Genomic DNA, 23,676 nt, shown 5'->3' with positions numbered 1-23,676 from the left:
AGATGGATACCCCCGTACGCGACGTTCTTGCCGACCGCGAAATGGCACTGGGACCGCAGGGCAAAGCGGACAAGGCGCTCAAGCATTGGCGCCTGTCCATCGATGGCGACAAGGTCGCGTGGCTGATCCTCGACCGGCAGGGCGAGAGCGCCAACACGCTATCGGGCGAAGTGCTCGAAGAGCTGGACAAGATGCTGGCGGCCGTCGACGGGAAGGGGCCACGCGGGCTCGTCATCCGTTCCGCCAAAAAGGCCGGTTTCGCCGCCGGGGCCGACATTCGCGAGTTTCGCGATCTCGGCCAACCCGACGAGGCGGGCCACCAGCTGAAACGAGCGCATGCGGTGATCGACAGGCTCGACGCCCTGGACATTCCGACCATCGCGATCATCCATGGGCACTGCCTGGGTGGCGGGCTTGAACTGGCGCTTGCCTGCGATCACCGGCTGGCCGTCGACGGGGCCAAACTCGGCTTTCCGGAGGTGATGCTGGGCCTTCATCCGGGGCTCGGCGGGACATTCCGGCTGACGAGCCTGATCGATCCGGTCGAGGCGATGACGATGATGCTGACCGGCAAGACGGCTCATGCCAAGAAGGCGAAGAAACTCGGTCTCGTCGATGCCGTGATCGAGGAGCGGCATGTCGAGAACGCCGTGCGCGCCGTCCTGGCCGGCAAGATCGACAGGGCGGGCGGTTCATGGAAGGGCACGGCCTTCTCGCTGAAGCCCGCGCGGGCGGTGGCAGCGCGGCGCATGCGTTCCAAGACCGCAGAACGCGCCAGGGAGGTTCATTATCCCGCTCCGTTCCGGATGATCGATCTCTGGGAAGATCATGGCGGGGATCCAAAGGCCATGCAGTCGGAGGAGATCGCCTCATTCTCGCGGCTGCTCGCCGGCCGTACCTCGCAGAACCTCGTCCGCGCCTACTTCCTGCGGGAGAAGCTCCGCGCCAACGGCAAGGTGAAGGCCGATATCGGCCATGTCCACGTCATCGGCGCGGGCGCCATGGGCGGCGACATCGCGGCCTGGTGCGCGCGACAAGGGCTGACGGTGACGCTGACAGATCTGGATCCAAAAGCGATCGCGGCTGCCATCGGCCGGGCAGGGGCTCTGTTCGAGAAGTCGCTGCACTCCAGCATGGACCGGCGCGACGCCTTCGACCGGCTGGTGCCGGACTTCTCCGGCTCCGGCCTGGCCAAAGCCGATGTGGTGATCGAGGCGGTGGCCGAGAAGACGGAGATCAAGCACAAGGTGCTGAAGGACATTGCCGCCGGTGCCCGCAAGGACGCGCTGATCGGCACCAACACGTCGAGCATCCGCCTGGAGGTGCTGGCCAAGGCGCTGCCCGACGCCTCGCGGCTGGTCGGGCTGCATTTCTTCAACCCCGTTAACCGCATGGAACTGGTCGAGGTAGTGGCGCACGACAAGGTCTCCAAAGAGATGCTGGAGAAGGCGAATGCCTTCTGCGGCGCCATCTCGCGCCTGCCCGCACCCGTGAAGAGCGCTCCGGGCTTCCTCGTCAACCGGGCGCTGACGCCTTATCTCGTCGAGGCCTTCATGCTGCTGGAGGAAGGCGTGTCGAAGGAAACGATCGACCGCGCGGCCGAGGATTTCGGCATGCCGATGGGACCGATCGAACTGGCGGACCGGGTGGGCCTCGACATCTGCCTTTCGGTCGCGACGATGCTGAAGCAAGAGCTCGACGGGTCGATGCCCGAGATTCCGGCCTGGTTGACGGAAAAGGTCGAAAAGGGCGAGCTGGGCAAGAAAACCGGCAAGGGGCTCTACGATTACGACAGCGACGGCAAGCCAACGAAGGCGAAACATACCTCTTCGGCAGATGCCGAGATGATCGACCGCCTCGTGCTGCCGATGATCAACACCTGCATGAGCTGCCTGCGTGAAGGCGTGGTCGGCGACGAGGACACGCTCGACGCGGCGATGATCTTCGGCACGGGCTTCGCACCCTTCCGCGGCGGTCCCATGTGTTATGCCGCCGAGCGCGGACATTCCGACATCGTCAAATCGCTGACCCGCCTGGCGGAGAAGCATGGCGATCGGTTTGCGCCCGATGCCGGCTGGAACACGGAAAACGCCAAGCAAGCCGCCTGACCGATGAAGCCTGAGCGTCACGACAAGGCGGAAACGGTCGCGCGGCGCATCGTCGAACGTCTCGACGGCAAGATCGTGCTGGGCCTGCCGCTAGGGCTGGGCAAGGCAAACCACATCGCCAATGCGCTCTACGGGCTGGCCAAAGCGGACCGCGGCATCACGCTGCACATCTCGACCGCGCTGACGCTGGAGCCGCCGCAAGGTTCGTCCGAACTGGAGAGCCGGTTCATCGATCCGTTGCGCGAAAGGCTCTTTTCGGGCGTGACGGAACTCGATTATGCGGCGGCGCTGCGTTCGGGCGATCTGCCGTCAAACGTGACGGTCAGCGAGTTCTTTTTCCTGGCCGGACGCTGGCTTTCGGTTCCCGCAGCCCAGCAGGCCTATGTCTCGGCGAACTACACGCATGCGGCAGGCTACATGGTGGAGCGCGGCATCAACGTGATCGCCCAGATGGTGGCCAAACGGGGCGAGGGCGAGAATGAACGCTACAGCCTGTCCTGCAACAGCGACATCACGCTCGACATCCTGCCGATGGTGAAAGCGGCCGGCGACGCCTGCCTTCTCGTGGGCGAGGTGAACGACAATCTGCCCTTCATGACCGGGCCGGCGGCATTGCCCGCATCGGATTTCGACATGGTCCTCGATGGGCAAGGTCGGAGTGCGCGCCTGTTCTCAGTGCCCAAAAAGCCGGTCTCCGATGCCGACCATGCCATCGGGCTCCACGCCGCGGCCTTGGTGCCGGATGGCGGCACGCTGCAGATCGGCATCGGCTCGATCGGTGACGCCTTCGCCGCCGCGCTCGCCCTACGCCACCGCCAGCCGGAGCTGTTTGGCGAAGGGCTGAAGCGCCTCAATGGGGGAAACCTGCCCGAGGGCGCACATGGCGCCCCCTTCGAGGAGGGCCTCTATGCGGCGAGCGAGATGTTCGTCGACGGTTTCATGGAGCTCTACCGCACGGGCATCCTGAAACGTCGGGCCAGCGACGGGGCCGTCCTGCATGGCGGCTTCTTCCTGGGCACCGAGCAGTTCTACCAGTTCCTGCGCGAACTGCCGGAAGACGAGCGCGATCTCTTCCAGATGCGGGGCATCTCCTTCGTCAACGAGCTCTATGGCGAGGAGGAAGCCAAACGCAAGGACAGGGTGCAGGCGCGGTTCGTCAACAATGCCATGATGGCCACCATGCTGGGCGAGGCGATTTCCGACGGGCTCGACGATGGCCGCATCGTGTCGGGCGTGGGCGGGCAGTACAATTTCGTGGCGCAGGCCTTCGCGCTGGACGGCGCGCGGTCGGTCATGACGCTGAACGCCACGCGCAAGAGTTCGGGCAAGACCGTCTCGCGCATCCTGGCGCGATACGCGCACACCACGATCCCGCGCCATCTGCGCGATGTCTTCGTGACCGAATACGGCGTGGCCGATCTCAGAGGCAAGAGCGACCGCGACTGCATCGCGGCAATGGTCGCGATCTGCGACAGCCGCTTTCAGGACGAGCTGGTGCGCGAGGCCAAGGAAGCGGGCAAGCTCGAGAAAGGCTACATCGTTCCCGACCGCGCGCGCGGCAACACGCCCAACAGGATTGCCGAGGCGCTGAAACCGCTCAAGGACGCGGGGGAGTGCGCGACGTTTCCTTTCGGTTCCTCCTTCACGGAGGAGGAGAGGCGCCTATTGCCCGCGCTTGCGCTGCTGAAGGAGAAGACGGCGAGCCGGCCGGGCATGGCGACGGCAGTGCTGGGGGCGCTTGCTTCGGGCAGGCCCCGCGCGGAGGATGCCGCCCTGCTGGCGCGCATGGGGCTCGACAAGCCCGAGGGCGCACGCCAGAAGCTCTATCGCCGTCTGCTCGGCTGGGCGCTCAAGCAAAAGAACAGGTGAAGCGGATCAATTCCGCACATGGCGCGTTGAGGAGGCACAAGCGGTTCGCCGCCGAGCTTCTGAATCACGGAGTGCTGAGATGGATGGATTTTTCTGGTCGTTCCTGACCGTCGCCGGACCGCTGGTCCTGGCATTGGCCATTGGTTACGTTTTGCTGCGGCGCCGCCGGCTGACCCCGACGGAGCAGGCCGCCAGCGACCAGGCCACCCGCGAACTCTATACCGAGCCTGAAGAGATGGAGCCCGAGAACCAGCGCGAAGCCGGCGCGAGTGCCGCCGCCGTGAGCCTGGAAGCGGAACGCCGCCGGCGCCTGAATCTCGAAGAGCAGCTGGACGAAGGCCTGGAGGATACCTTCCCCGCCAGCGATCCGGTTTCAGCCACCAGCTCCAGCATCACGGGGCCGCCGCCCAAGAATGACAAAGTTTCCCGCAGCGCCTGACGGCCTCGGACATCAGTAGTCACGCTCGAAGAAGATGCCGAGACTTGAATCGCCATCTGTGCCGAGCGACCCGCGCGCGCGAACCTCGTCTGTAATATCCAGATTGATGGTCGCGCGCGCGGTTCCTTGTGCCCCCGCTTCCACGCCCAGATAGACATTTTCCTGGATGTAGCGCCCGGCGCGCACCGCGACATTACCTTCGGCATCGCTCACGATGTCGATATCGTCCAGGCCGGTCGCCTCCCGCAGACTTCCCAACAGGCTCGTATCGCTACCGCCGGCAAGTTCGGCCGCCGCCGCCGCAAGCTGCGCGATCTGGAGCGGCGACAAATCCCCGATGCCGCGGTTGAAGATGAGGCGCGCGAGCACCTCGTCCTCGGGCAGTTCGGGCTGCGAGGAGAACTGGATATCGAGTTCGGAAATGCGGCCGGTCACCGTGATGATCACGGTGATTTCCTGGCCGCTCGTGCGCGCTATCAGGTTCACGAAGGGATCGAGATCGCCCACCAGCGTCAGCGTGCCTTCGTCGAATTCGATGCGCTGCCCCAGAATGCCGAGACGGCCGCGGATCAGCTCGAAGCTGCCCACGGGCTGGACGCTGGTGACGGGGCCGGTAATGCGCACGCTGCCGCCCAGTTCGGCATCAAGCCCACGGCCGCGCACGAAGATGCGGTTGGGGGCATTGATCTGGATGTCGAGACGCGCGACGGCTGGCCGGCCGGCCGGCACGGGCGTGCCGTCATTGGCGCGGGCGCGTTCCAGCGTGGCGCGAACGGGCGGCGGGGGTGCGCGGTGGATGACGTCGATGGCGGCAGGTCCGCCGCCGAGATTTTCGGGCGCGGAGAGGTCCGCACGCTCGACGAATATCTGTCCCGCAATCAGCGGGTCGCGGGCCAGCGGCCCGGTGATCGACAGGTTGCCGCTGGCGGTGGCCACGATGAAGTCGCCGTCTGCGTAGCGTGCCTGGGCAAGCGCGAGCCTCAGATCGGCGGGAAAACCTGCCGCGGCATCAAGCGAAATGGTGCCCGAGGCGGTCGCCGTGCCGCCCCCCGCTATGGCCGCCGACAGGCTGGTCACGGAAACGGTCTGGCCGGAAATGGAGGCGTTGAGGTTGATGTTGCTCAGCCCGATATTGGCCAGCGGATCGATCACCTGCGCCCCGGCCGTCGTCAGATTGGCCTGGATGTTGGGGTCGTCGAGGCTGCCGGTCAGCGTGCCCTGGGCCTGGATCGTGCCCGCCAGCTGGGTTCCGCGATCGATCAGGAAACGGTTGGCCAGCGCCAGGGGCGCGGTGGCCTGGAAGGTGAGATTGGCGCCCGCGCCGGTGACCGGCAAGGTGCCGCTGGCACTCAGGGTCAGCCCAAGCGGACCGTCGGCCTGCGCGCGAGTCAGCGTCACGACGTCGTCGGCGAATGTGCCGGCGGCCGAAATGTTGAGCGCGCCGATGCCGAATTCCTGCAACGGGGCGGCCGACACGTTGGCGCCCGCTATGTCGAAGGCTACCCGAGGCGCGTCGAGCGCTCCGGTGACGCGGGCTGTGCCGGTCAACTGGCCGCCCAGGTTCTGGCCCGGGGCGGCGCGATTGACGATGGCCAGCGGGAAGGCGTTCAGCTGGATGTCGAGCGCGAGCTGACCGTCGGGAAGGGGGATTGCGCCGCTGGCGGTCGCGCGAAGGCCTTCCGGGCTTGCCACCGTCGCGTCGATGTTGAGTCGCCCGGCCGATGTGGTGCCGCGGGCATCGACAGTGAGTGTCGAGATGCCGGTGGCGCGCAGGGCGGCCGCTTCGATCTGCCGACCCTGGAGCGTAAAGGCGACGTCGGGATTGTCCCGGGCGCCAGTGATGCGGGCGGTGCCGTTGACCGTGCCGCCGAGGCCCAGTTCCGGCTGCACGAGGTTGGCGATGACGAGGGGCAGGTCGTCGATGTCGAGCGCGACGTCGATCGTCCCGGCGACCGTGCCTGCGGCAGCGACCCGACCGCCGGCCACGTCCAGCACAAGCGAATCGAGGGTGATGTCGTCGCCGACGACGAGGAGCGAACTCGGTTCGGTGAGCACGGCGGCAACGGCCCCGCGTCCCAGCCGCGCGCTCTCCAGCACGATGCGATAGCCACCGGCTTCGGGGGACAGCGAGCCTGCGGCGTTCGCGGTTACGTTGTCGGCAAGCTGGGCCTGGGCGGTGAAGTCGGTCGTCTCGCCGTCACTCGATGCGGAGAGATCGAGCGTCTCGATGGTGGTGCCGGCGACATCGGCGACGCGTGCCGCAAGCGTGCCTTCAATGGCGGGCACGCCGAAGAGGTCGGCGACGGTCGCTTCGAGCGTCGCCTGCTCGACGCGGGTATCGTCGAGCCGGAAAGCGGCCAAGTCGGCGTCGATGGCGAGATCCTGCCGGCCTTCGGACGCGGTGAGCACGATGTCGGCGTTCACCGTGCCGGCCGCCTCGACCAGGAAGAGGGCGGCGGCGGTGGAGATGTCAGGGGCAGCGATCCTGATCGTGCCGTCGAGAAGGCCGCTTGCGATGTCCTGGACGATGTCGCCGCTGGCCTGGGCGCCGCCGGCCGACAGCCGGAAACCCGAAAGCCGGCGCTGTTCGTCGTCCAGAAGGACGTCGCCGGCCAGTTCCGCCCGCACGCCGTCGAGAAAAGCGGTCCCTGTCAGGCGTCCGTCGAGAGTGCCGTCTTCCAGATCTCCCTCAAAGCCGAACGTAGCCTGCGACAGACGCTGGCCGGCGAGCGTGCCCGAGGGGACATCGACGGAGGTCGTCAGGTTGATGACGCCTTCTTCGCCCTGAGCGCGCCCCGTGGCGACAAGGCGTCCCGAGGCCTGCGGGGAAACGAGGGCAAGATCCGCAAGTTCGAAATCGAAGCTGAAATCGGCAGCACCCGTGGCAAAGATGCCGTTGGCCTGGAGGTCGAACTGCTCGTTGACGACACGGAAATCATCCGTCGACAGTCCCAGCTCGGTGCGCCCGATGGCGCCGGTGATGCGGGTTTCGCCGCCCATGAGATTGTCTACGGCCGGGTTGTCGATGCGCAGCTCCTGGATCGTGCCGTCGACAAGAAGCTCGAACCGGCCGCTCAGCGGCCAGATCTCGCCGTTGGCGCGCAGATTCATCGCGCCGGCGAGATCGCGTCCGGCGAGGGCGGAGAAGGGCGCGATACTGGCGGTCTCAACGCCGATCTCGCCGAGGAACTCGAAATCCTCGAACGCGCCGGTCAGATAGATCTCGAGCGCGCGCGCCGACAGTCGTGCGTCGTCGATCAGCAGCGGCTCGCCGGCGTTCCATTCACCATCGATGTCGAGGGTGATGCGGTCGCCGAGCGCTTCGCCGACTTCCGGGCTGGCCGGTGTGATGCCATCGAGCACGCCCTGGATCGCGTAGGTGACGCGCCGCTCCAACGGGTTGTCGAGATTCTGGGCCAGGCCGCTGAGGGTCAGCCTCGTGTCCTCGGCCTGGAATTCCGGCGTGCGCAGCCCCTCGATCACCAGGGCGCCGCTCCATTCCTCGCCGATGGCCTCGCCATAGGCCAGCGACAGCCGCGCGAGGTCGACGGTGGTGTCGCCGCCGGGCACGGGCAGCACCACCGGATCGCCGGTGCCGTCGTCGATGAGGGCATTCAATTCGAGGCGGCTGAGGAACCAGTCGGAGGTGGTTTCGGCGAGGGCCTGAAGCGACAGGGCCGCGCTGTCGATCTCAAGCGTGTCGAGCGAAAGGCCGCCTTCGTCGCGGATGAGGCCCCGTGCCCGAAGCGCCGTGTCTTCTCCGAAGAAGCCGCGGAACTGCGCCGGGACGAGGCGGGCGATCGGGCCGCCGAGCTCGGTATTGAAGAACAGGCCCTCGGCCTGCTGGCGCAGCGTGGCGAGGCCCGTCAGAACGCGTTCTGCGTCGGCATCGAGGGTGAGTTCGATATCGAGTTCCGATATCGGGCCGGCACCGGCAATGGTGAGGTCGATGGGCGGGCGGCCCTGGATGTCGAGCAGGTTGGCGACAACGCCATCCTGCGGCTCTGACAGGGCCAGGTCGAGATCGATGATCTGGGTCTCGTTGGCATATTGCGCGGTCAGCGACAGCTGGCCGCCGGGGCCATCAAGGCGCTGGATCTCGAGCGCGGTATCGAGCGATCCGCCCTCCAGCCGCAGGCGGCCCTGCATGGCGAGCTCGGATTCTAGACCGAAGACCGTCGGCCCGAAGCGGGCCAGTTCGATCTCCAGATTGGCCAGATTGATGGCGAGCGGCAGTTCCGGGACGGCGAAACCCGTGGCCTCCGGGGTGGGGAGCGTCTCGTCGGCGACCGGCTGACGGATCACCTCGATCAGCTCGGCCGACAGGGTCTCGATTTCCAACCGGCGCTGCAGGAGAAGCGCGCTGCGGCTCCACACGATGGAGGCGTTGACGATTCTCAGCCAGACGCCCTCATTGTCGGCGACCGTGATCAGGCCGATCGTCGCATTGGAGGACAGGACGCCCTGGATGTTGGAGATGCGGATGTCCCGGTTCGGGCCGGACAGCTGGTCCTCCACGAAGCCGAGAAACAGGGAACGCTCCTCCTCGGGTGTCTCGTCCTGGGCGAGTGCCGGCAGGGCGAGGGCGAAGAAGAGGGCGATGGCGGCGAGCAGTCTCATCAGAAGGCCTGTCCTATGCCGACATAGAATGCGGCGCGGGGGTCGCTGGAGCGGCGGTTGATCGGCACCGCGACGTCGAGGCGGATCGGTCCAAGCCCCGTCTGGTAGCGCAGGCCGACACCGGCGCCCATGCGGAAGCCCTCGGAGAAGTTGGGAACCGGGTCGGCGCCGACATGGCCGGCATCGAAAAAGCCGACGAGGCCGATCGTGTCGGTCACTCGGGCGCGGACCTCGGCGGAGGCTTCCACGAGCGAGCGTCCGCCGATGATCTGGTTGCCCTGCTGGATGCCGATGCTGCGGAAGGGATAGCCGCGCACGGAACCGCCGCCACCTGCCAGGAAGAGCTTGTCCGGCGGGGTTTCGGCGGCCGGCGCACCGGCCAGCGTGCCGAGACGTGCCCGCCCGGCCAGGACGAGGCCATCATCGCCAGTCAGCGAGAAATAGGCGCGCGCTTCCGCCGTGGCCCGGATGGCGGTGTTGGTGAAGACGAACTCATGGAAGGGCTGCAACGTGACATCTGCATAGATGCCGCGCGTGGCGTTGGCGGGGTCGTCGCGGTTGTCGAAGGTCAGCCCGCCGAGAAGGCCGGCAGTGACGAATTCGCGCCGCGGATAGGCAAAACGAAGCCCGTCCTCGAACCGTGCCGCGCTGACATTGGCGAAGAGGCGGCCCGACAGCTGGTCGTCGAAGATGTGCGTGACACCGGCCTCGGCATCGACCCCGGTGCGCGTATAGGCGTCGAGCACCTCGCGCTCGCCGGCGAGACCCGCGCTGAAATCGGTATCGGGGGTGAAGATGCCGGGCATGGTGAAGCGGCTGCCCAGGCGATAGGTCCAGTTGCGCGGCTGCCAGCTCCGCCCGATGCCGCCGACACGCGCGTCGAGACGCAGCCGCTCGGCACGGCCAAATAGATTGCGATGGAGCCAGAAGGCTTCCGCGCCGAAGCCGTCGACGGTGGAGTAGGAGCCGCCGATGCCGATGCGGCGCGGCTGGCGCTCCTGGACGATGAGATCGATCGGCAGCAGGCCGTCGGCGCCAATCGACTCGGCCTCCTCGAAACGCTGGGACCGGAAGACGTCGAGCCGCGCGAGGCGGGTGCCGGCGCGCTGGAGATCGCGGGGATCGTAGACCTCACCGGGGACCAGCCCGGTCATCCAGGCCAGCCATTCAGGGTCGAGGCGCTCGGCCCCGCGTACGCCGACCGGACCGTAGCGCGCAAGCTGGCCGGGCGCGACAGTGATGACCGCCTCCACCTCGCTGACGGCATGGACCGCCTCGACCCGGCGGTCGGCGATCTCGGCCTTGGCGTGACCGTGGTGGCGCCAGGCTTCGACGGAAAGACGTTCGGCGCGCAGGATGGCCCCCGAACGCGCGTCCTCGCCCAGGGCAAAGCCGCGCTCGCGCGGGTCGTCGACCTCGTCGCGGCGGTCGGCCGGAAGCGGGGGCGGCGCGTTGACGATATCGGCGCGGCCGAAGCGGAACAGCGGGCCGGTATCGACGGTGACCAGCACCGAGGCGGTCGCGGGCAAGGTCGCGTCGGGCGGCAGATCGGCGACCTCGCGGCCCTCGACCCGGATCGAGATGGCGCCCCCGTAACGGGCCTCGGCATACAGGGCGGCCAGTATGCGGCGATAGTCGCCGCGCGCCTTGGTGACCAGGCCCGGAACGCCCGAGGCCGGGTCGTCGCGGTCGGCCCAGAGGCTCGACGCCTGGCGGAGCCTGTCGGCGAGGTCGTCGTCGCCGGTCACGACGAATTCGACCTCGTAGAATTGCGGCTCGCCGATGAAGTCGTTCATCTCCTCGGCGGGATCGCTGCCGAAGAGCCGGAAACCGAACAGCTCGAAGGCGTGAGCAGGCGCTGGCGGCAACGCCAGAGAGGCGCACAGCAGACCGGCCGCAAGGAAGGAGGATAAGCCCCGAATGGGGGTCGGACGCTTCAACGTGCCACTCACCAGTTTACTGCCGCCCACTATCGATCATGCCCCAGGCAGCGAAACATGTCCATCGAAGTGGCTTCGCTGTCGGGCGAAAATGATCAAGCTTTTCAAAAGGCAGCTTGGTTTCTCTAACAGTCCCGGACCCTAGTGTCGGGTCAATGCGTTGTCCAATGATGAACGGCTACAGAAAGGATTTGCACGGCGAGCGTGTGGTTTGGGCGACACCACGGGCCGGACTTACTAACGGATGACATTGCGCCCCACGGCTCGCCCGGCCAGTATGCGCGTTCATCACAGCGTTTTAGGAGCAGCAGGCCGATGTCGCCATTGCGGGAGGAAGAGTTGAGGAACGAACCACGTTTGGTGGCCGACCCCGCAGACTGGCTGAAGTCGGCGGCAGTCTACCACGTCTATGTCCGCTCGTTCCAGGACACGACCGGCAGCGGAACCGGCGACCTGCAAGGAGTCCTGCAGCGCCTGCCCCACATCATCTCGCTGGGCGCCGATGCAATCTGGCTGTCGCCTTTCTACGCCTCGCCGATGGACGATCTCGGCTACGACATCGCCGACCATTGCGAGGTCGATCCCCTGTTCGGCACGCTTGCGGATTTCGACGAGCTCGTCTCGGCTGCCCATGGGGCAGGGCTGAAGGTGATGATCGACCTCGTCTTCTCGCACACATCGGACCGCCATCCCTGGTTCGAGGAAAGCATGGCCGACCGCACGAACCCCAAGGCCGACTGGTACGTGTGGGCAGATCCCAAGCCAGACGGGACGCCGCCCAACAACTGGCTGTCGGCCTTCGGCGGATCGGCCTGGACCTGGAACCGGCAGCGCGAACAGTACTACCTGCACGATTTCCTGCCCTCGCAACCCAGTCTCGACTTCGCCAACATGGATGTGCGCAAGGCGCTGCTCGACATTGCGGAATTCTGGGTCGCGCGGGGCGTGGACGCTTTCCGTATCGATACGCTGAATTCGTATTTCCACGATCGCGACCTGCGCGACAACCCGCCAGCGCCGTCGCAGGGCGACGGGCGACATCCGGCGGCAAATCCCTTCGCGCAGCAGCTTCATCTCTACGACCGGGTCCAGCGCGGCGACATCGGCCCGCTGGAGAGCTTCGTGGCGGCCATCGAGATGCTGGGTGCCACGACGGTGGTGGGCGAGATCGGCAACCGCCTGAAGGCGCGCGACGGCCAGGGGCTCGCGCGATGCTACACCTACTGCCTGCCACGCGCGCTCCTGAATGCCGAGGAGATGGGCGCTCGCCTGGCCGAGGCCATCGACCAGTCGCCCGATGGGCGAATCGCCTGGGCGCTGTCCAATCACGACCATACAAGGCATGTGAGCCGTTTCGGCGGCCATGGCGGCGAGATCGACCAGATGGCGCGCCTGTCGGCCGCCCTCCTGGTCAGCCTGCCGGGAGCGATCAGCATCTTCCAGGGCGAAGAGCTGGGGCTCGAGGAGGCCGCAATCCCCCACGAGCAATTGCGCGATCCCTTCGCGATCCGCTTCTGGCCGGACCTGAAGGGAAGGGATGGCTGCCGCACCCCCATGGTGTGGGACGGGGCAGCCCACAATGCCGGCTTTTCGGTGGGAGAGAGCTGGCTGCCCGTGCAGGAGGCCCATGTCGCGCGCTGCGTCGCAGCGCAGGACGGCGATCCTTCCAGCCTGCTGGCCTTCTATCGTGACGCGCTCGCTTTCCGCAGACAGACGGTCGAGGCCGGCGAGGGAAGGCCGGGCGCGCCAAGAGGGGAGGGTTCGGTGCTGGCCTTCCGGCGCGACTTCGACGGCCAGTGCCTGCTGGGCGTCTTCAACATGTCCCGGGAGATGGCAGTTCATCAGGAAGCGGACGTGCCGTCCGACTTCAGCCCCGGCGAGGTCCTGCCGGGATCGGCGCTTCCGGCGGAAGGGCGGTTCGATCTGCCGCCCTTCGGTTTCTTCGTCGGCCGCTACAAGGTCTAGCCGGTCTCAGGCAGCATCCGCGTCGGTCGCCGTCAGACTTTCGAGCGTCGACAGGAAGCTCCTCTGCCAGGCGAGGGCGTCGCGGCGCTTGATGCGGTCGAAAAGGGCCGCATGGCGCCGCCGCCTCTCTTCCAGGGGCATCATCAACGCCTGATGCACGGCCTCGGCCATGGCGTCGATGTCGTAGGGATTGACGATGAGGGCATCGGTCAGCTCCTCGGCTGCGCCGGCAAATTTCGACAGCACCAGAACGCCGGGATCATCGGGGTTCTGGGCCGCGACATATTCCTTGGCGACCAGATTCATGCCGTCGCGGAGCGGCGTGACCAGCCCGACACGGCTGACCCGGTACAGTGCGGCGAGCTTGTCGCGCGGCACCGAGCGATGGATGTAGCGGATCGGCGTCCAGTTGAAATCCGCGAAGCGCCCATTAATGGCGCCCGAGAGCGATTCCAGTTCCTGGCGAATGTCGGCATAGGCGTCGACATCCTCGCGCGTGGGCGGTGCGATCTGCAGGAAACTGACGCGCTTCATGTGCTCCGGGTACAGTTCCAGGAGACGTGAAAAGCACTTCATCCGATCCGGCAGACCCTTCGAATAATCGAGGCGATCGACGCCGATGATCTGCTGCCGGTCGAGCAGTGACCGGCGCATGGCGTCGATCTGGACCTCGTCGGCATACTGGGCCGCGATGGCCGCAAAGGCGTCCGTGTCGATGCCGATGGGAAAGGCGTCAGCCCGGACCATGCGGTTGCGGAAGCGCAAACTTCCATCCGGATGCGGATGGATACCGACATGTTCTTCGGCGTAGCGCAGGAAGTTGCCGAGATCGGTCTGGGTCTGGAAGCCGACGAGGTCGTAGCTCAGCAGGCTGTCGGCCAGCCATTTGTGATCGGGCACGGCCGACAGGATGTCGGGTGGGGGAAACGGTATATGGAGGAAATAACCGATGCGATTCTTGCAGCCCCGTTTGCGCAGTTCCGTGGCCAGCGGGATAAGGTGGTAGTCGTGGACCCAGATGATGTCATCAGGTTCGACATAGTTCACGAGCACGTCGGCGAAGCGCTTGTTGACCCGGCGATATCCTTCGAGGAACGCGCTTTCGAAGTTCACCAGATCGAGGCGGTAGTGAAAGAGCGGCCACAGAACGCTGTTGGCGAAGCCGAGATAGTATTCCTCGTAGTCTTCGCGCGTGAGCGGTATCGTGACCGTGGTCACGTCGCCGATCTGCTTCACCGAGGGCGGCCGCTCGCCGGCATCGGCACGGGTTTCGCCGTCCCAGCCCATCCAGACGCCGCCGCGCTTGCGCAGGGAATCGGCGAGGGCGACGGCCAGGCCGCCTGATTGGACATTCTTGTTCAGGTCGGCGACGCGGTTGGAAATAACGATCAACCGACTCACTGCACGAGCCTCCGCACGCAGATCGGGTATAAGTCGGCCCGGTCGAGTGCCGGAACCGCTCCGTTTTCCTCCCTATGGCTTCGCATTATCCTCTCCAGTTTCGACAACACCGCATCTGCGGCATCGTCTCGGGTGAATGTGCCTGCCTAACAATACCGACATATGCTGCGTTCCGCCTTTACCCAAGTTTTCCTCCGTCAGGCGACCTGTCGTGCAAGCCGTGCGAGCCAATCGCGGAAGGCAACCACGTCGCGTGACCGATGGGTGGCGGCGGTGTCTCCCGCGCCGACCTTGATCGATATGCCGCCCATCCGGTTGATCGTCCGGAAGGCGTCTTCATCGGTGACGTCGTCACCCGCGAATATGGGCGTGCGCCCGGCAAAGGGAGCCTCGGACATGAACGCCTCCACGGCGTCGCCCTTGGAGGCACGGCCCGCCTTGATCTCCAGGACCATCTTTCCCCGCACGAGGTGCAGGGAGGGCATATCGGCGAGGGCTTCCTCGACGAAACGTATACACGCTTCCTCCGCCTCCGGGGCGCGACGATAGTGAAAGGCGACGGAACCTTCCTTGCGCTCGACCAAGGTCCCGGGCAGCCCTGCCGCGAACTGCTCCAGCCGGTCGGCAATGCCGCCCAGCGACGCGTCGTCGAGTTCGGCACGCACGATGTCGCCATTGTGGCCCCTGCGGATCAGGCCATGTACCCCTGCCACGGGGACGCGCAGAGGCGCGACCAGGCGGTCGATATCGGCCATGCCGCGGCCCGTCACGATGGCGACGGCGCCACCCATGGTCTCGACGAGGTGGTGCAACGCCTCGCGCGTGGCGGGAAGAAGAACGACCTCGTCGGGATGCGAGACAAGGTCGGCCAGCGTTCCGTCGAAATCGAGAAAGAGCGCCGTGCCTGCCGGATCGACGGGAGGGGGCGCGATGGCGATGTCGATAGGCTCGTTCACTGCGAAATTACCTCAAGACCGCGCGTACAGGCGGAACCGGCCTGCAAGCATTACGTTAGCTCGAATACCAAGATTGTGCGAAACAGGGAGCCTTGCCGGCAGTCCGGCAACGACAGCGAAGCAGGATGCTCGACCAGGTAAAGATCGTCGATATGGCGGACAAGCGCAAGCCGGGCGGGCCGGTCGTCGCCATCGCATCCGCATCCGTTCACCCCGTCGACCTCATGGACCGGGCGCGACCAGCAGAGTCGAATGGCACGGCGCCGTTTCCGTGGCGCCGGGTCGTCATCCTGTCGCTGGGCGTGGTGCTCGCGATCTGGATCGTTTCCGTCATCTGACACCCCGCTGCCGTCAAACGAAGGGTCTGACCGGCTCGAAACGGGGCGGGAGCAACCTGGCAAAATAGTCGTAGGCCGCCTGGTCGAGGCGATTTTCGGATGGATGCAGAAAATCCGCAGGCATCGTGCGGGTCTTGGCGGCGACCGACGAGAGCGGCACCAGCCGCGTCACGGTCTTTCCGTCCGCCCACTGCAACGCCACCGACCCGCCTCCCTGTTCCACGGCGCCGACTGCGAAGGTTCCCGCCTCGAACGCCTCGCGCGCGTCATTCTCGTTGACCGTCGCGATGTTGCCGCGCGGCAGGTAGCCGAAGGTGTCGACACGGGCGCGCTGACCGGGCAGATCCTCGGCCAGGATGCGCTCGATCGCCTGGCCCAGATCGGTGCCCGACAGGCGCAGATTGCCGTGCGCATCGCGCTCCTGCATCTCGGCAGGCACGAGCTCCTCGACCAGGGAGCGCCCAGTCGGCGATGCGATCCCCTCAGAAATGGCGACGATGCAACGGCCATGCGCGGCCATGGTCGATCTCACATCCTCCACGAAACGGGCACGTTCGAAGGCGCGTTCGGGGACATAAACGAGGTGAGGACCGCTTTCCTCGTCGAGGCGCCAGGCGGCCGAGGAGGCGGTCAGAAAACCGGCGTGGCGACCCATGACGATGCCGCAATAGATGCCGGGCAGGGAACGGAAATCCAGATCGACACTGAGGAAGGCACCTGCCACGAACTCGGCGGCCGACAGAAAACCTGGGGTGTGATCGTTCTCCATCAGGTCGTTGTCGATGGTCTTCGGCGCATGGACGAAGGTCATGCGGGCATCGCCGGCGGCGTCCTTCAAAATCTGCTGGGTGCCGGAGGTGTCGTTGCCGCCGATATTGATGAAGGCATCGGCGCCGACGGCGTCGAGCCCCGCCAGAATCCTTTCGCAATAGGCGGCATCGGGCTTGTCGCGCGTGGAGCCGAGCGCCGCGCTGGGCGTGGCCGCGATCGCCATGACGAGATCCTCGGGCAGCTCTGAAAGGTCCACAAAGTCGCCCTTCACGATGCCGCGCACGCCGAAGCGCGCGCCGAGCACCTTCGAGCCGGGATAGCGGCGCCTTGCCTCGATGGCGATGCCGGCCAGGGTCTGGTTGATGACGGCGGTCGGGCCGCCGCCCTGTGCGACGACGAATGTCATGGCCATTCTGAATGCTGCTCCGGAACTGAAGATCGGTCGATCATGTCTGCCTCGATAGATGCCATGGATGGCGTCTTCGTGAAAGGCCGTGTCCGGCCGGTGGCCGGAAATCTCCTTTACCCCCGCCGCGGGGACGCTAGATGCTTGCGGTATCAGATGGTTCAGGAGCTGTCGGCGCCACGCTTCGGCCGGGCGCTGCTTCAAACGGGAGAGAAAAGATGAAGACGATGCTGCAGGTGGGCGCCACCGCTCTCGTCATGGCCGTCGCACTGGCCACGACCGCAAGCGCGCAACGTCCCGATTCGCGGACCATGACCTGTCAAGAGGTCGGTGACCTTATCGCCAGCAGTGGCGCCGTGGTGCTGACGACCGGTCAGCACACCTACGATCGCTATGTGGCGAATGCCCGCTATTGCTCCTATCCGAGCACGACCCGGCCCGACAGCATCAACACGCGCGACGGGATGTGCACGGTCATGCGCTGTGGCGAGCCGCTGTTCGACCGCTTCCATCGCGACTGAGCGGCGTCAGCGCGAAGCCCAATCCCGCACGAGCGCACCGATGCGCCGGGCGGCGTCGGCCAGAAGGTCTTCGGGCTGGCAGAGGCTGACGCGGATGTGGCCGCGTGCCGCGTCGCCGAAACTCGCGCCCGGCATCACGGCGATCTTCTCGGCCTCGAGCAATTTCCAGGCGAAGGCCTCGCAGTCCGGCGTGGCGGCCGTGATGTCCAGCATGGCGTAGATGCCGCCTTTGGAGCCGCGCACCACGATCTCCGGATAGGGGGAGATGGCGTCCAGGAAGGCCTGGCGGCGCGCGGCATATGTCGTGGCGATCTGGTCGAGCCCGAAGCCGCCCTCCAGCGCTTCGATGGCCGCGCGCGAGACGAAGTCCGCAAGTCCGTAGGTTGTGACGAGGTTGAGGCTGACGAGCAGCCGGATCTGCTCGGCGGGGCCGGTCAGCCAGCCGATGCGCCAGCCCGTCATGCCGTGGCTCTTGGACATGGAATTGACCACCAGCGTGCGCTCGGCCATGCCCGGCAAGGCGCGGGGAGACAGGTGCTGGGCTTCGCCCGTCAGCGACCAGTAGACCTCGTCGGAGACGAGCCAGAGATCGTGGCGCCGGCAGAGCTCGGCCAGACCCTCGAGGCTCTCGCGGCTGTAGACGGCTCCGGTGGGGTTGTTGGGCGAATTGATCAGTATGACACGGGTGGTCGGCTCGATGGCGGCGGCGATGGCATCCAGATCGGGCTGGAAGCCGTCCTCGGCCCGGGCTTCCACTTCCGTGAAACGGGCGCCTGCCGCGCGGAAGGTGCCGGGGTAGGTGGCGTAATAGGGAGCGACCACGATGCCGTGGTCGCCAGGATCGAGCACGCCCTGCAGCGCCGCAAACAGGGCCAGCTGGCCGCCGGGGGTGGCGATCACCTCGTCCGGCGCGGTGCGAACCCCCGTGCAGCGCGTGGAGACCTCGGCCATCGCCGCGCGCAGGCGGGGAAAGCCGGGCAGGGGGGTGTAGTGATGGCGACCCTCGCGCAGATGGCGGATACAGGCCTCGACCGTCTCGCCGGGCGAGTCGAAATCGTGATCGCCGGCCGACAGCATCAGAATTTCCTCGCCTGCCTGGCGACGCTGCCAGGCCGCGAAGTGAAGCTCCCAGCCGTCCTTGCCGGATGGGATGATACCTGAAACACGGCGGCTGGGCTGCGGCATGGGGGCTGTTCCTGACGTTGCGGCGGGGTCGGCATGCGGCCGGCGGAGTGTGTCAATCTCCCCCGTCGCGAAATCAAGAGTTGTGACAGCTTGTACCAAATGAATTGCTTGCGTGGCCGATCTGCCCTGTGCGAAGCACGTCATGATACGGGAAAGAAGGGGAACAGATGCTGGCGCCCGACGACCGGAAAGGACAGGACGATGAGCAGGCAATCGTCGACGCGGCGATCCTGTCGCGGCGCTCCGTGCGTGCCTTTCTGCCGACGCCGGTGCCCGACGAGACCATCCGAGACATACTCGAGGTCGCCGCACGCGCGCCTTCCGGCACCAATATGCAGCCCTGGAAGGTGTATGTAACGCAAGGCGCGGCCAAGCAGCGGCTTTCGGACGCCATCCTCAACTCGGGCGTGCGGGCGGACAAGGCCGAGTGGGACGAATACCGCTACTATCCCGAGCAATTCTTCGAGCCCTATCAGTCGCGCCGCCGCGCGGTCGGATTTGCGCTCTACAGCCTGCTCGGCATCGGTCGGCGCGAGGTGGAGCGCATGCGCGCCCAGCATGACAGGAACTTCGTGTTCTTCGACGCGCCGGTCGGCATGATCTTCACCATCGACCGTCGGCTCGAACTCGGTTCCTGGCTCGACCACGGCATGTTCCTGCAGTCGATCATGATCGCGGCGCGCGGGCGGGGTCTCGACACCTGTCCGCAGGCCGCGTTTGCCCCGTATCACCGGCAGATCAGGTCGGTTCTCGACATTCCCGAGGAGGAGATTGTGGTGTGCGGCATGGCGCTCGGCTACGAGGACAGCTCGAAGCCCGAGAACCAGCTGCGCACCGAGCGCGAGCCGGTCGACGCCTTCGCTACCTTTCTGAAATAGCGCGCGCCCTGGACAGATGCGCCAAGGCCCGCGCGACGCTGCGCAGGTCCAGGAAACGCGGTGCCTCCTCGCAATAACGCGCGAAGGCTTCGCCATATTGGGCCAGCAGCCAGCGTTCCTCGTTGAGCGCGAAAAGCGCATAGAGGACAAACAGGCCGAACGCGAAAGCCAGGGCCAGCGGCGAGGCAAAGACCAGCGCCCAGCCGAAACCGGCCGCCACCGACGCCACATATTGAGGATTGCGCGAATAGGCGTAGAGCCCGCCGGTCACCAGACCTTCGGCGCGGCCATAGGTGTTGGCCAGGCCGAGAAAGCCGTAACCGTAGAGCATCGTTGCTGTGCCGATCACGAGCAGCGGCAGACCGAGCGCGAGCCGGCTCCAGTGGTCCCAGGCGAGGAGGGTCGGATCGAGCGGGGCGACGAGAATCAGGGCGCCGCAATAGATCCGGAAGAGCGCCCAGAAGACGTTTTCCTGCCAGCTTCCGGTCGTGGGCGGCGGCCAGAACTGGAAATCGCGGCGCACAAGCGCGGCAACAAGCAGCGCAGCGAGCGCGAAGGCCGCGGCCGCGCCGATGGCGGTTACGAGAAGAACCGGCATGTGGCGAATCCCCTGCATCGGATCAAACGATGCGGGGAGACTATTCGCGCCGGATGACGGTGCCGCGACGGTAGCCGACTAGCGAACCTCGTAGCCGGTTTCCTCGCTTGCATGGCAAAGCGCGATCCAGAAGGAACGGGCGAAGGAGCGAAAGACGTAGAGATCGAACGCGTCCTCGCCCGTGCGCTGGATGTGCACGAAGATGTCGTGATGTGCCGTCGCGCGGCCGGCCTCGACCGGAAAAGCCGAGAGCGAGAAGTCGATGGCGAAGAACTTGGACAGCACCCATTCGGCAGAGGGGCCGGCGATACGCAGGGCGATGCGGCCATGGGAGAGATCGGTGACCGTGCCATCCTCCGCCCCGATCGCCTCCAGCAGACGCGACGCGAGATCTTCCACCTGATCGCTAGCCAGCCAGAGGCCCGGTCCAATGCCGAAAATGGCGCGGTGGCCGGAAACGGCGCCGGCGCGCGGCAGGTTGGCCAGCGGAACGCCGAGCACGGCGCTCGCGGCGGCAACGACACTGCCCTCGCGGCCCGGCCAGGCGCCGATCTGGACGATCGAGCCGGGGCGGGTCTCCGTGAGAGTGATTCCCGGCGTGCCTTCGGCCCTGCCGTGGCGGCCGAGCCGATAGGCGGCACCGAGCGGAGAAACCTGCTCAACCATTCATCCGGCTCCCTTCGGGGTCGACAAAGTGGTGGCTGACGATTTCCACCGGGCCGTAGCGGTCGCGGACGGGATCGGAGATGTAGGCGCGGGTGCCATGACGCTTCCTGCCGCCCTGGACGAGGGCAAGCGCGATGTATTTTCCGAGCGCGGGCGAGAAGCAGGCCGCGGTCACGTGTCCGATCGAGCCGCGCGGGTTCTCGGGATCGGCCTTCTCGACGATATGCGCGCCACCCGAGAGCGGGCGGTTGTCGAGTGAGACGATTCCGACGAGCTTCAGCCGGTCCTTGGCGATGAGTCCGTCGCGGTCCATCATGGCCGATCCGATGAAAGGCTTCTTCTTGGACAGCATCCAGTCGAGATAGAGATCGCGGGGTCCGGTGCGCCCGTCGATCTCGGCGCCGGTGACGTGGCCCTTCTCGATGCGCAGCGTGCCCAGCGCCTCGAGCCCATAGGGCAGGATGCCGAAAGGCTCGCCCGCGGCCATCAGCTCTTCCCAGACGAACTGGCCGTGTCCGGCTCCGCAATAGACCTCGTAAGCAAGCTCGCCCGAGAAGGAGAGGCGGCAGACGACAACCGGCGCGCCCGCAACCTCGCCCCTGACGATGCCCAAGGGAGGCAGCGAGGCATGGTCGAGGGCGGCGCCCTGGATGCAGCGTTCCAAGACCTGTCTGGCATGCGGTCCGGCGACGGCAGCACCTGCCCACTGGTCGGTGACCGACGTGACGCGAACGCGCAGATCCGGCCAGACCGTGTCGAGATAGTATTCGAGATGCTGCATGACCCTGCCGGCATTGGCCGTCGTCGTGGTCATCAGGAAATCTCGTTCGCCCAACCGCCAGGTGGTGCCGTCATCGAAGGCGATGCCTTCCTCGCGCAGCATGAGACCATAGCGGGCGCGGTTCACGGGGAGAGAGGAGAAGGTGTTCGTGTAAACCCGGTCGAGGAATTCTGCCGCGTCCGGTCCCTGGACGGCGATCTTTCCAAGGGTCGAGACGTCGATGATGCCGACGCGGGCGCGCACAGCGCGGGCCTCGCGCACATAAGCCTGTTCGACGGTCTCGCCGGGCAAGGGGTAGATCATGGGCCGCTGCCAAAGGCCGGCGGCATACATGCGGGCGCCCTGCGCCAGATGCCAGTCATGCAGGGGAGTCAGCCGGTCGGGCTTGAGCTCGCCGTGACGTTCGGCTGCCAGCGCGCCCAGCGATACGGGGGAGAACGGAGCGCGAAAGCGCGTCGTGCCGACCTGCGGGATGGAGAGCCCGCGCGCTGCGGCCATGATGGCCAGGCCAGCCACGTTGGAGGTGCGGCCCTGGTCGGTCGCCATGCCGAGCGTCGTATAGCGCTTCATGTGCTCGACGGAGACGAAGCCCTCCCGGTGGGCGAGGCGGATGTCGTCGGCGGTGACGTCATGCTGGAGGTCGACGAAGGCCTTGCCAGCGGCGGGAATCTCGAAGACGGGGGCGGGATGCACGTCGAGGTCGGCAGATTCGACCTGCGGCGGGGGTTCCTGCGGCGTGGCGACACCGGCCGCAGCCGCGCCGGCGGCGATGCCCCCGGCGATCGCTTCGCGGGTGGTGAAGGCACCGTTGAAGGCGCCCGCGCCAATCCATTTCTGCAGGGGCTCGGGCGGCAGGAAGGCCTGCAGACGCGCATCCCATCGCGGCGCTGCGCCTGCCTGGCTGGCGAGATGGATCGTCGGCGACCAGCCGCCGGATACGCACAGGCTGTCGACATCCAGGGTGCGGGGCGCGCCGGTGAGCTTGCCGGTGGTGGCGTCGAAAGGCTGGACGCTGATCTGGCGGATCGCATTCAGGCCCCTGGTGGCGACGACGGCGTGTCCGCTTATCAGCTCCGCGCCGGCCTGCCTGGCCAGATCGCGGGCGGCATCGGAGATATCGCTGCGTGTGTCGACGATGGAAACGATGTCTGCGCCGGCGCGTTCCAGGCCGAGCGCGGCCCGATAGGCGGTATCATTATTGGTGAAGAGGGCGACGCGGTCGCCGGGCAGGACGCCATATTCGACCGCGTAGCGCTCGGCAGCGCCAGCCATCATGATGCCGGGACGGTCGTTGCCGGGGAAAACCAGCGGCCGCTCGAGAGCACCGGTGGCGAGAACGACCGAACCGGCCCGGATCGTCCAGTGGCGGTGGCGCGGCTCTCCGACGGCCGCATATGCCTTGTGATCGGCAACACGTTCGAGGGCTGCCAGCGTGTTGCCGTCATAATAGCCCCAGACCGTGGTGCGGGGCAGGATGCGGATGTCGCCGTATTCCGCCAGTTCGGCCACCGTCTCCGTAACCCAGTCGCTCGCGAAGCGGGTGCCGATGGTTTCGCCGCTCCAGCGCGCCGAACCGCCGAGTGCAGGTTCCTGTTCGCACAAGAGGACGCGCTTGCCGGCTTCGGCGGCGGTTCTGGCCGCCATCAGCCCGGCCGGTCCCGAGCCGACGACCAGCACGTCGCAGAACGCATTCATGCGTTCGTAGCGGGAGGGGTCGGGGTCGTAGCCCGCCTTGCCGAGGCCGGCGGCGCGGCGGATGAACCATTCGCAGAAACGCCAGAAGCGGGTCCCGCGCAACGGGCCGACGGCCGGCCCCATGAAGGTCTTATAGTAGAAGCCGGCCGACAGCAGCGGGCCCGCCAGCCCTGACACCGCGCCCAGGTCGAAGGCGAGGGATGGAAAGCGGTTCTGGCTCTCGACCACAAGCCCGTCGAAAAGTTCGATGGCGGTGGCCGGGATGTTCGGCTCGCGGACGCCATCCTTCAGGACGGTGACGAGCGCATTCGGTTCTTCGATGCCGGCCGAGAATATGCCGCGCGGTCGATGGTACTTGAAGGAGCGCCCGACGACCTTCACACCATTTGCCAGAAGCGCGGAGGCGAGCGTGTCGCCGGGATGACCCATGAAGCGGCGCCCGTCGAAGGTGAAGCGGATCTGTCGCGAACGGTCGATGCGTCCGCCGATCGGTGCGCGGCGCGGGCTCATGTCGAAGTCCCCTTGGGGGCGGTTCGCTT

General features: G+C 66.5%; 16 protein-coding genes. 7 read left to right on the top strand and 9 right to left on the bottom strand.

Annotation, left to right across the window (positions count from 1 at the left end; genetic code table 11):
• The first annotated feature begins 2 nt into the window (after nt 1–2).
• The 3 genes from GRZ55_RS18955 to GRZ55_RS23710 all read left to right on the top strand — a co-directional run bounded on the left by GRZ55_RS18955 (nt 3) and on the right by GRZ55_RS23710 (nt 4,416).
• Nucleotides 3–2,108: a 3-hydroxyacyl-CoA dehydrogenase NAD-binding domain-containing protein gene (locus GRZ55_RS18955; protein WP_169288583.1), complete on the top strand. Its 2,106-nt coding sequence runs from the start codon at nt 3–5 to the stop codon at nt 2,106–2,108.
• Between the two features lie 3 nt (nt 2,109–2,111).
• Nucleotides 2,112–3,977: an acetyl-CoA hydrolase/transferase C-terminal domain-containing protein gene (locus tag GRZ55_RS18950; protein WP_169288527.1), complete on the top strand. Its 1,866-nt coding sequence runs from the start codon at nt 2,112–2,114 to the stop codon at nt 3,975–3,977.
• Nucleotides 3,978–4,056: 79 nt separating this feature from the next.
• The gene (locus GRZ55_RS23710) at nt 4,057–4,416 is read left to right on the top strand and encodes a hypothetical protein (protein WP_306785616.1); all 360 of its coding nucleotides are present in this window, start codon (nt 4,057–4,059) and stop codon (nt 4,414–4,416) included.
• 12 nt (nt 4,417–4,428) lie between these two features.
• Here the strand turns inward: GRZ55_RS23710 and GRZ55_RS18940 are convergent, their stop codons facing one another.
• Both GRZ55_RS18940 and GRZ55_RS18935 read right to left on the bottom strand, forming a co-directional pair.
• Entirely contained in the window at nt 4,429–9,036 is a 4,608-nt protein-coding gene (locus GRZ55_RS18940) for a translocation/assembly module TamB domain-containing protein (protein WP_246734876.1), read from the bottom strand.
• A complete protein-coding gene (locus tag GRZ55_RS18935) occupies nt 9,036–10,976 on the bottom strand; it encodes an autotransporter assembly complex family protein (RefSeq protein WP_246734875.1) in 1,941 nt (646 codons plus the stop codon). The genes GRZ55_RS18940 and GRZ55_RS18935 overlap by 1 nt, the downstream gene beginning before the upstream one ends.
• A 360-nt stretch (nt 10,977–11,336) precedes the next feature.
• Between GRZ55_RS18935 and GRZ55_RS18930 the strand changes: the two genes are divergently transcribed.
• Nucleotides 11,337–12,941, top strand: coding sequence for an alpha-amylase family glycosyl hydrolase (locus tag GRZ55_RS18930; RefSeq protein ID WP_368856645.1), 1,605 nt, complete (start codon nt 11,337–11,339; stop codon nt 12,939–12,941).
• 6 nt (nt 12,942–12,947) lie between these two features.
• On the opposite strand, the gene otsA is transcribed toward GRZ55_RS18930, so the two are convergent.
• Nucleotides 12,948–14,342, bottom strand: a complete 1,395-nt coding sequence (gene otsA / locus GRZ55_RS18925; protein WP_169288525.1) for an alpha,alpha-trehalose-phosphate synthase (UDP-forming) — start codon at nt 14,340–14,342, stop codon at nt 12,948–12,950.
• Between the two features lie 197 nt (nt 14,343–14,539).
• On the bottom strand, nt 14,540–15,298 hold the full coding sequence (otsB, locus tag GRZ55_RS18920) for a trehalose-phosphatase (protein ID WP_169288524.1): 759 nt from the start codon (nt 15,296–15,298) through the stop codon (nt 14,540–14,542).
• Nucleotides 15,299–15,423: 125 nt separating this feature from the next.
• Between otsB and GRZ55_RS18915 the strand changes: the two genes are divergently transcribed.
• Nucleotides 15,424–15,636, top strand: coding sequence for a hypothetical protein (locus GRZ55_RS18915; protein ID WP_169288523.1), 213 nt, complete (start codon nt 15,424–15,426; stop codon nt 15,634–15,636).
• Between the two features lie 13 nt (nt 15,637–15,649).
• Here the strand turns inward: GRZ55_RS18915 and GRZ55_RS18910 are convergent, their stop codons facing one another.
• Nucleotides 15,650–16,819, bottom strand: a complete 1,170-nt coding sequence (locus tag GRZ55_RS18910) for a diphosphate--fructose-6-phosphate 1-phosphotransferase (RefSeq protein ID WP_169288522.1) — start codon at nt 16,817–16,819, stop codon at nt 15,650–15,652.
• Nucleotides 16,820–17,031: 212 nt separating this feature from the next.
• Here GRZ55_RS18910 and GRZ55_RS18905 point away from each other — a divergent pair, with 212 nt between their 5' ends.
• A complete protein-coding gene (locus GRZ55_RS18905) occupies nt 17,032–17,334 on the top strand; it encodes a hypothetical protein (RefSeq protein ID WP_246734874.1) in 303 nt (100 codons plus the stop codon).
• A gap of 6 nt (nt 17,335–17,340) precedes the next feature.
• Here GRZ55_RS18905 and GRZ55_RS18900 read toward each other — a convergent pair whose 3' ends face one another.
• Nucleotides 17,341–18,519, bottom strand: a complete 1,179-nt coding sequence (locus tag GRZ55_RS18900; protein WP_169288521.1) for a pyridoxal phosphate-dependent aminotransferase — start codon at nt 18,517–18,519, stop codon at nt 17,341–17,343.
• Nucleotides 18,520–18,686: 167 nt separating this feature from the next.
• Here GRZ55_RS18900 and GRZ55_RS18895 point away from each other — a divergent pair, with 167 nt between their 5' ends.
• On the top strand, nt 18,687–19,397 hold the full coding sequence (locus tag GRZ55_RS18895) for a nitroreductase (protein ID WP_169288520.1): 711 nt from the start codon (nt 18,687–18,689) through the stop codon (nt 19,395–19,397).
• Here the strand turns inward: GRZ55_RS18895 and GRZ55_RS18890 are convergent.
• From GRZ55_RS18890 to GRZ55_RS18880, 3 genes are all read right to left on the bottom strand, one after another.
• Nucleotides 19,381–19,995, bottom strand: a complete 615-nt coding sequence (locus GRZ55_RS18890) for an isoprenylcysteine carboxylmethyltransferase family protein (protein ID WP_169288519.1) — start codon at nt 19,993–19,995, stop codon at nt 19,381–19,383. The genes GRZ55_RS18895 and GRZ55_RS18890 overlap by 17 nt on opposite strands.
• Before the next feature lie 78 nt (nt 19,996–20,073).
• Nucleotides 20,074–20,661, bottom strand: coding sequence for a sarcosine oxidase subunit gamma family protein (soxG, locus tag GRZ55_RS18885; RefSeq protein WP_169288518.1), 588 nt, complete (start codon nt 20,659–20,661; stop codon nt 20,074–20,076).
• A complete protein-coding gene (locus tag GRZ55_RS18880; protein WP_169288517.1) occupies nt 20,654–23,647 on the bottom strand; it encodes a sarcosine oxidase subunit alpha family protein in 2,994 nt (997 codons plus the stop codon). The genes soxG and GRZ55_RS18880 overlap by 8 nt, the downstream gene beginning before the upstream one ends.
• Nucleotides 23,648–23,676 lie beyond the last annotated feature (29 nt).

This window comes from Chelativorans sp. ZYF759 (genome assembly GCF_012911015.1).
Classification (GTDB): domain Bacteria; phylum Pseudomonadota; class Alphaproteobacteria; order Rhizobiales; family Rhizobiaceae; genus ZYF759.
This window is presented reverse-complemented; position numbering and strand designations above follow the sequence as displayed.

Coding starts and splice junctions, on each gene's coding strand:
- GRZ55_RS18955 (WP_169288583.1), top strand. CDS start 3: ATGGATACCCCCGTACGCGACGTTCTTGCCGACCGCGAAATGGCACTG.
- GRZ55_RS18950 (WP_169288527.1), top strand. CDS start 2,112: ATGAAGCCTGAGCGTCACGACAAGGCGGAAACGGTCGCGCGGCGCATC.
- GRZ55_RS23710 (WP_306785616.1), top strand. CDS start 4,057: ATGGATGGATTTTTCTGGTCGTTCCTGACCGTCGCCGGACCGCTGGTC.
- GRZ55_RS18940 (WP_246734876.1), bottom strand. CDS start 9,036: ATGAGACTGCTCGCCGCCATCGCCCTCTTCTTCGCCCTCGCCCTGCCG.
- GRZ55_RS18915 (WP_169288523.1), top strand. CDS start 15,424: ATGCTCGACCAGGTAAAGATCGTCGATATGGCGGACAAGCGCAAGCCG.
- GRZ55_RS18910 (WP_169288522.1), bottom strand. CDS start 16,819: ATGGCCATGACATTCGTCGTCGCACAGGGCGGCGGCCCGACCGCCGTC.
- GRZ55_RS18905 (WP_246734874.1), top strand. CDS start 17,032: ATGAAGACGATGCTGCAGGTGGGCGCCACCGCTCTCGTCATGGCCGTC.
- GRZ55_RS18900 (WP_169288521.1), bottom strand. CDS start 18,519: ATGCCGCAGCCCAGCCGCCGTGTTTCAGGTATCATCCCATCCGGCAAG.
- GRZ55_RS18895 (WP_169288520.1), top strand. CDS start 18,687: ATGCTGGCGCCCGACGACCGGAAAGGACAGGACGATGAGCAGGCAATC.
- GRZ55_RS18890 (WP_169288519.1), bottom strand. CDS start 19,995: ATGCCGGTTCTTCTCGTAACCGCCATCGGCGCGGCCGCGGCCTTCGCG.
- soxG (WP_169288518.1), bottom strand. CDS start 20,661: ATGGTTGAGCAGGTTTCTCCGCTCGGTGCCGCCTATCGGCTCGGCCGC.
- GRZ55_RS18880 (WP_169288517.1), bottom strand. CDS start 23,647: ATGAGCCCGCGCCGCGCACCGATCGGCGGACGCATCGACCGTTCGCGA.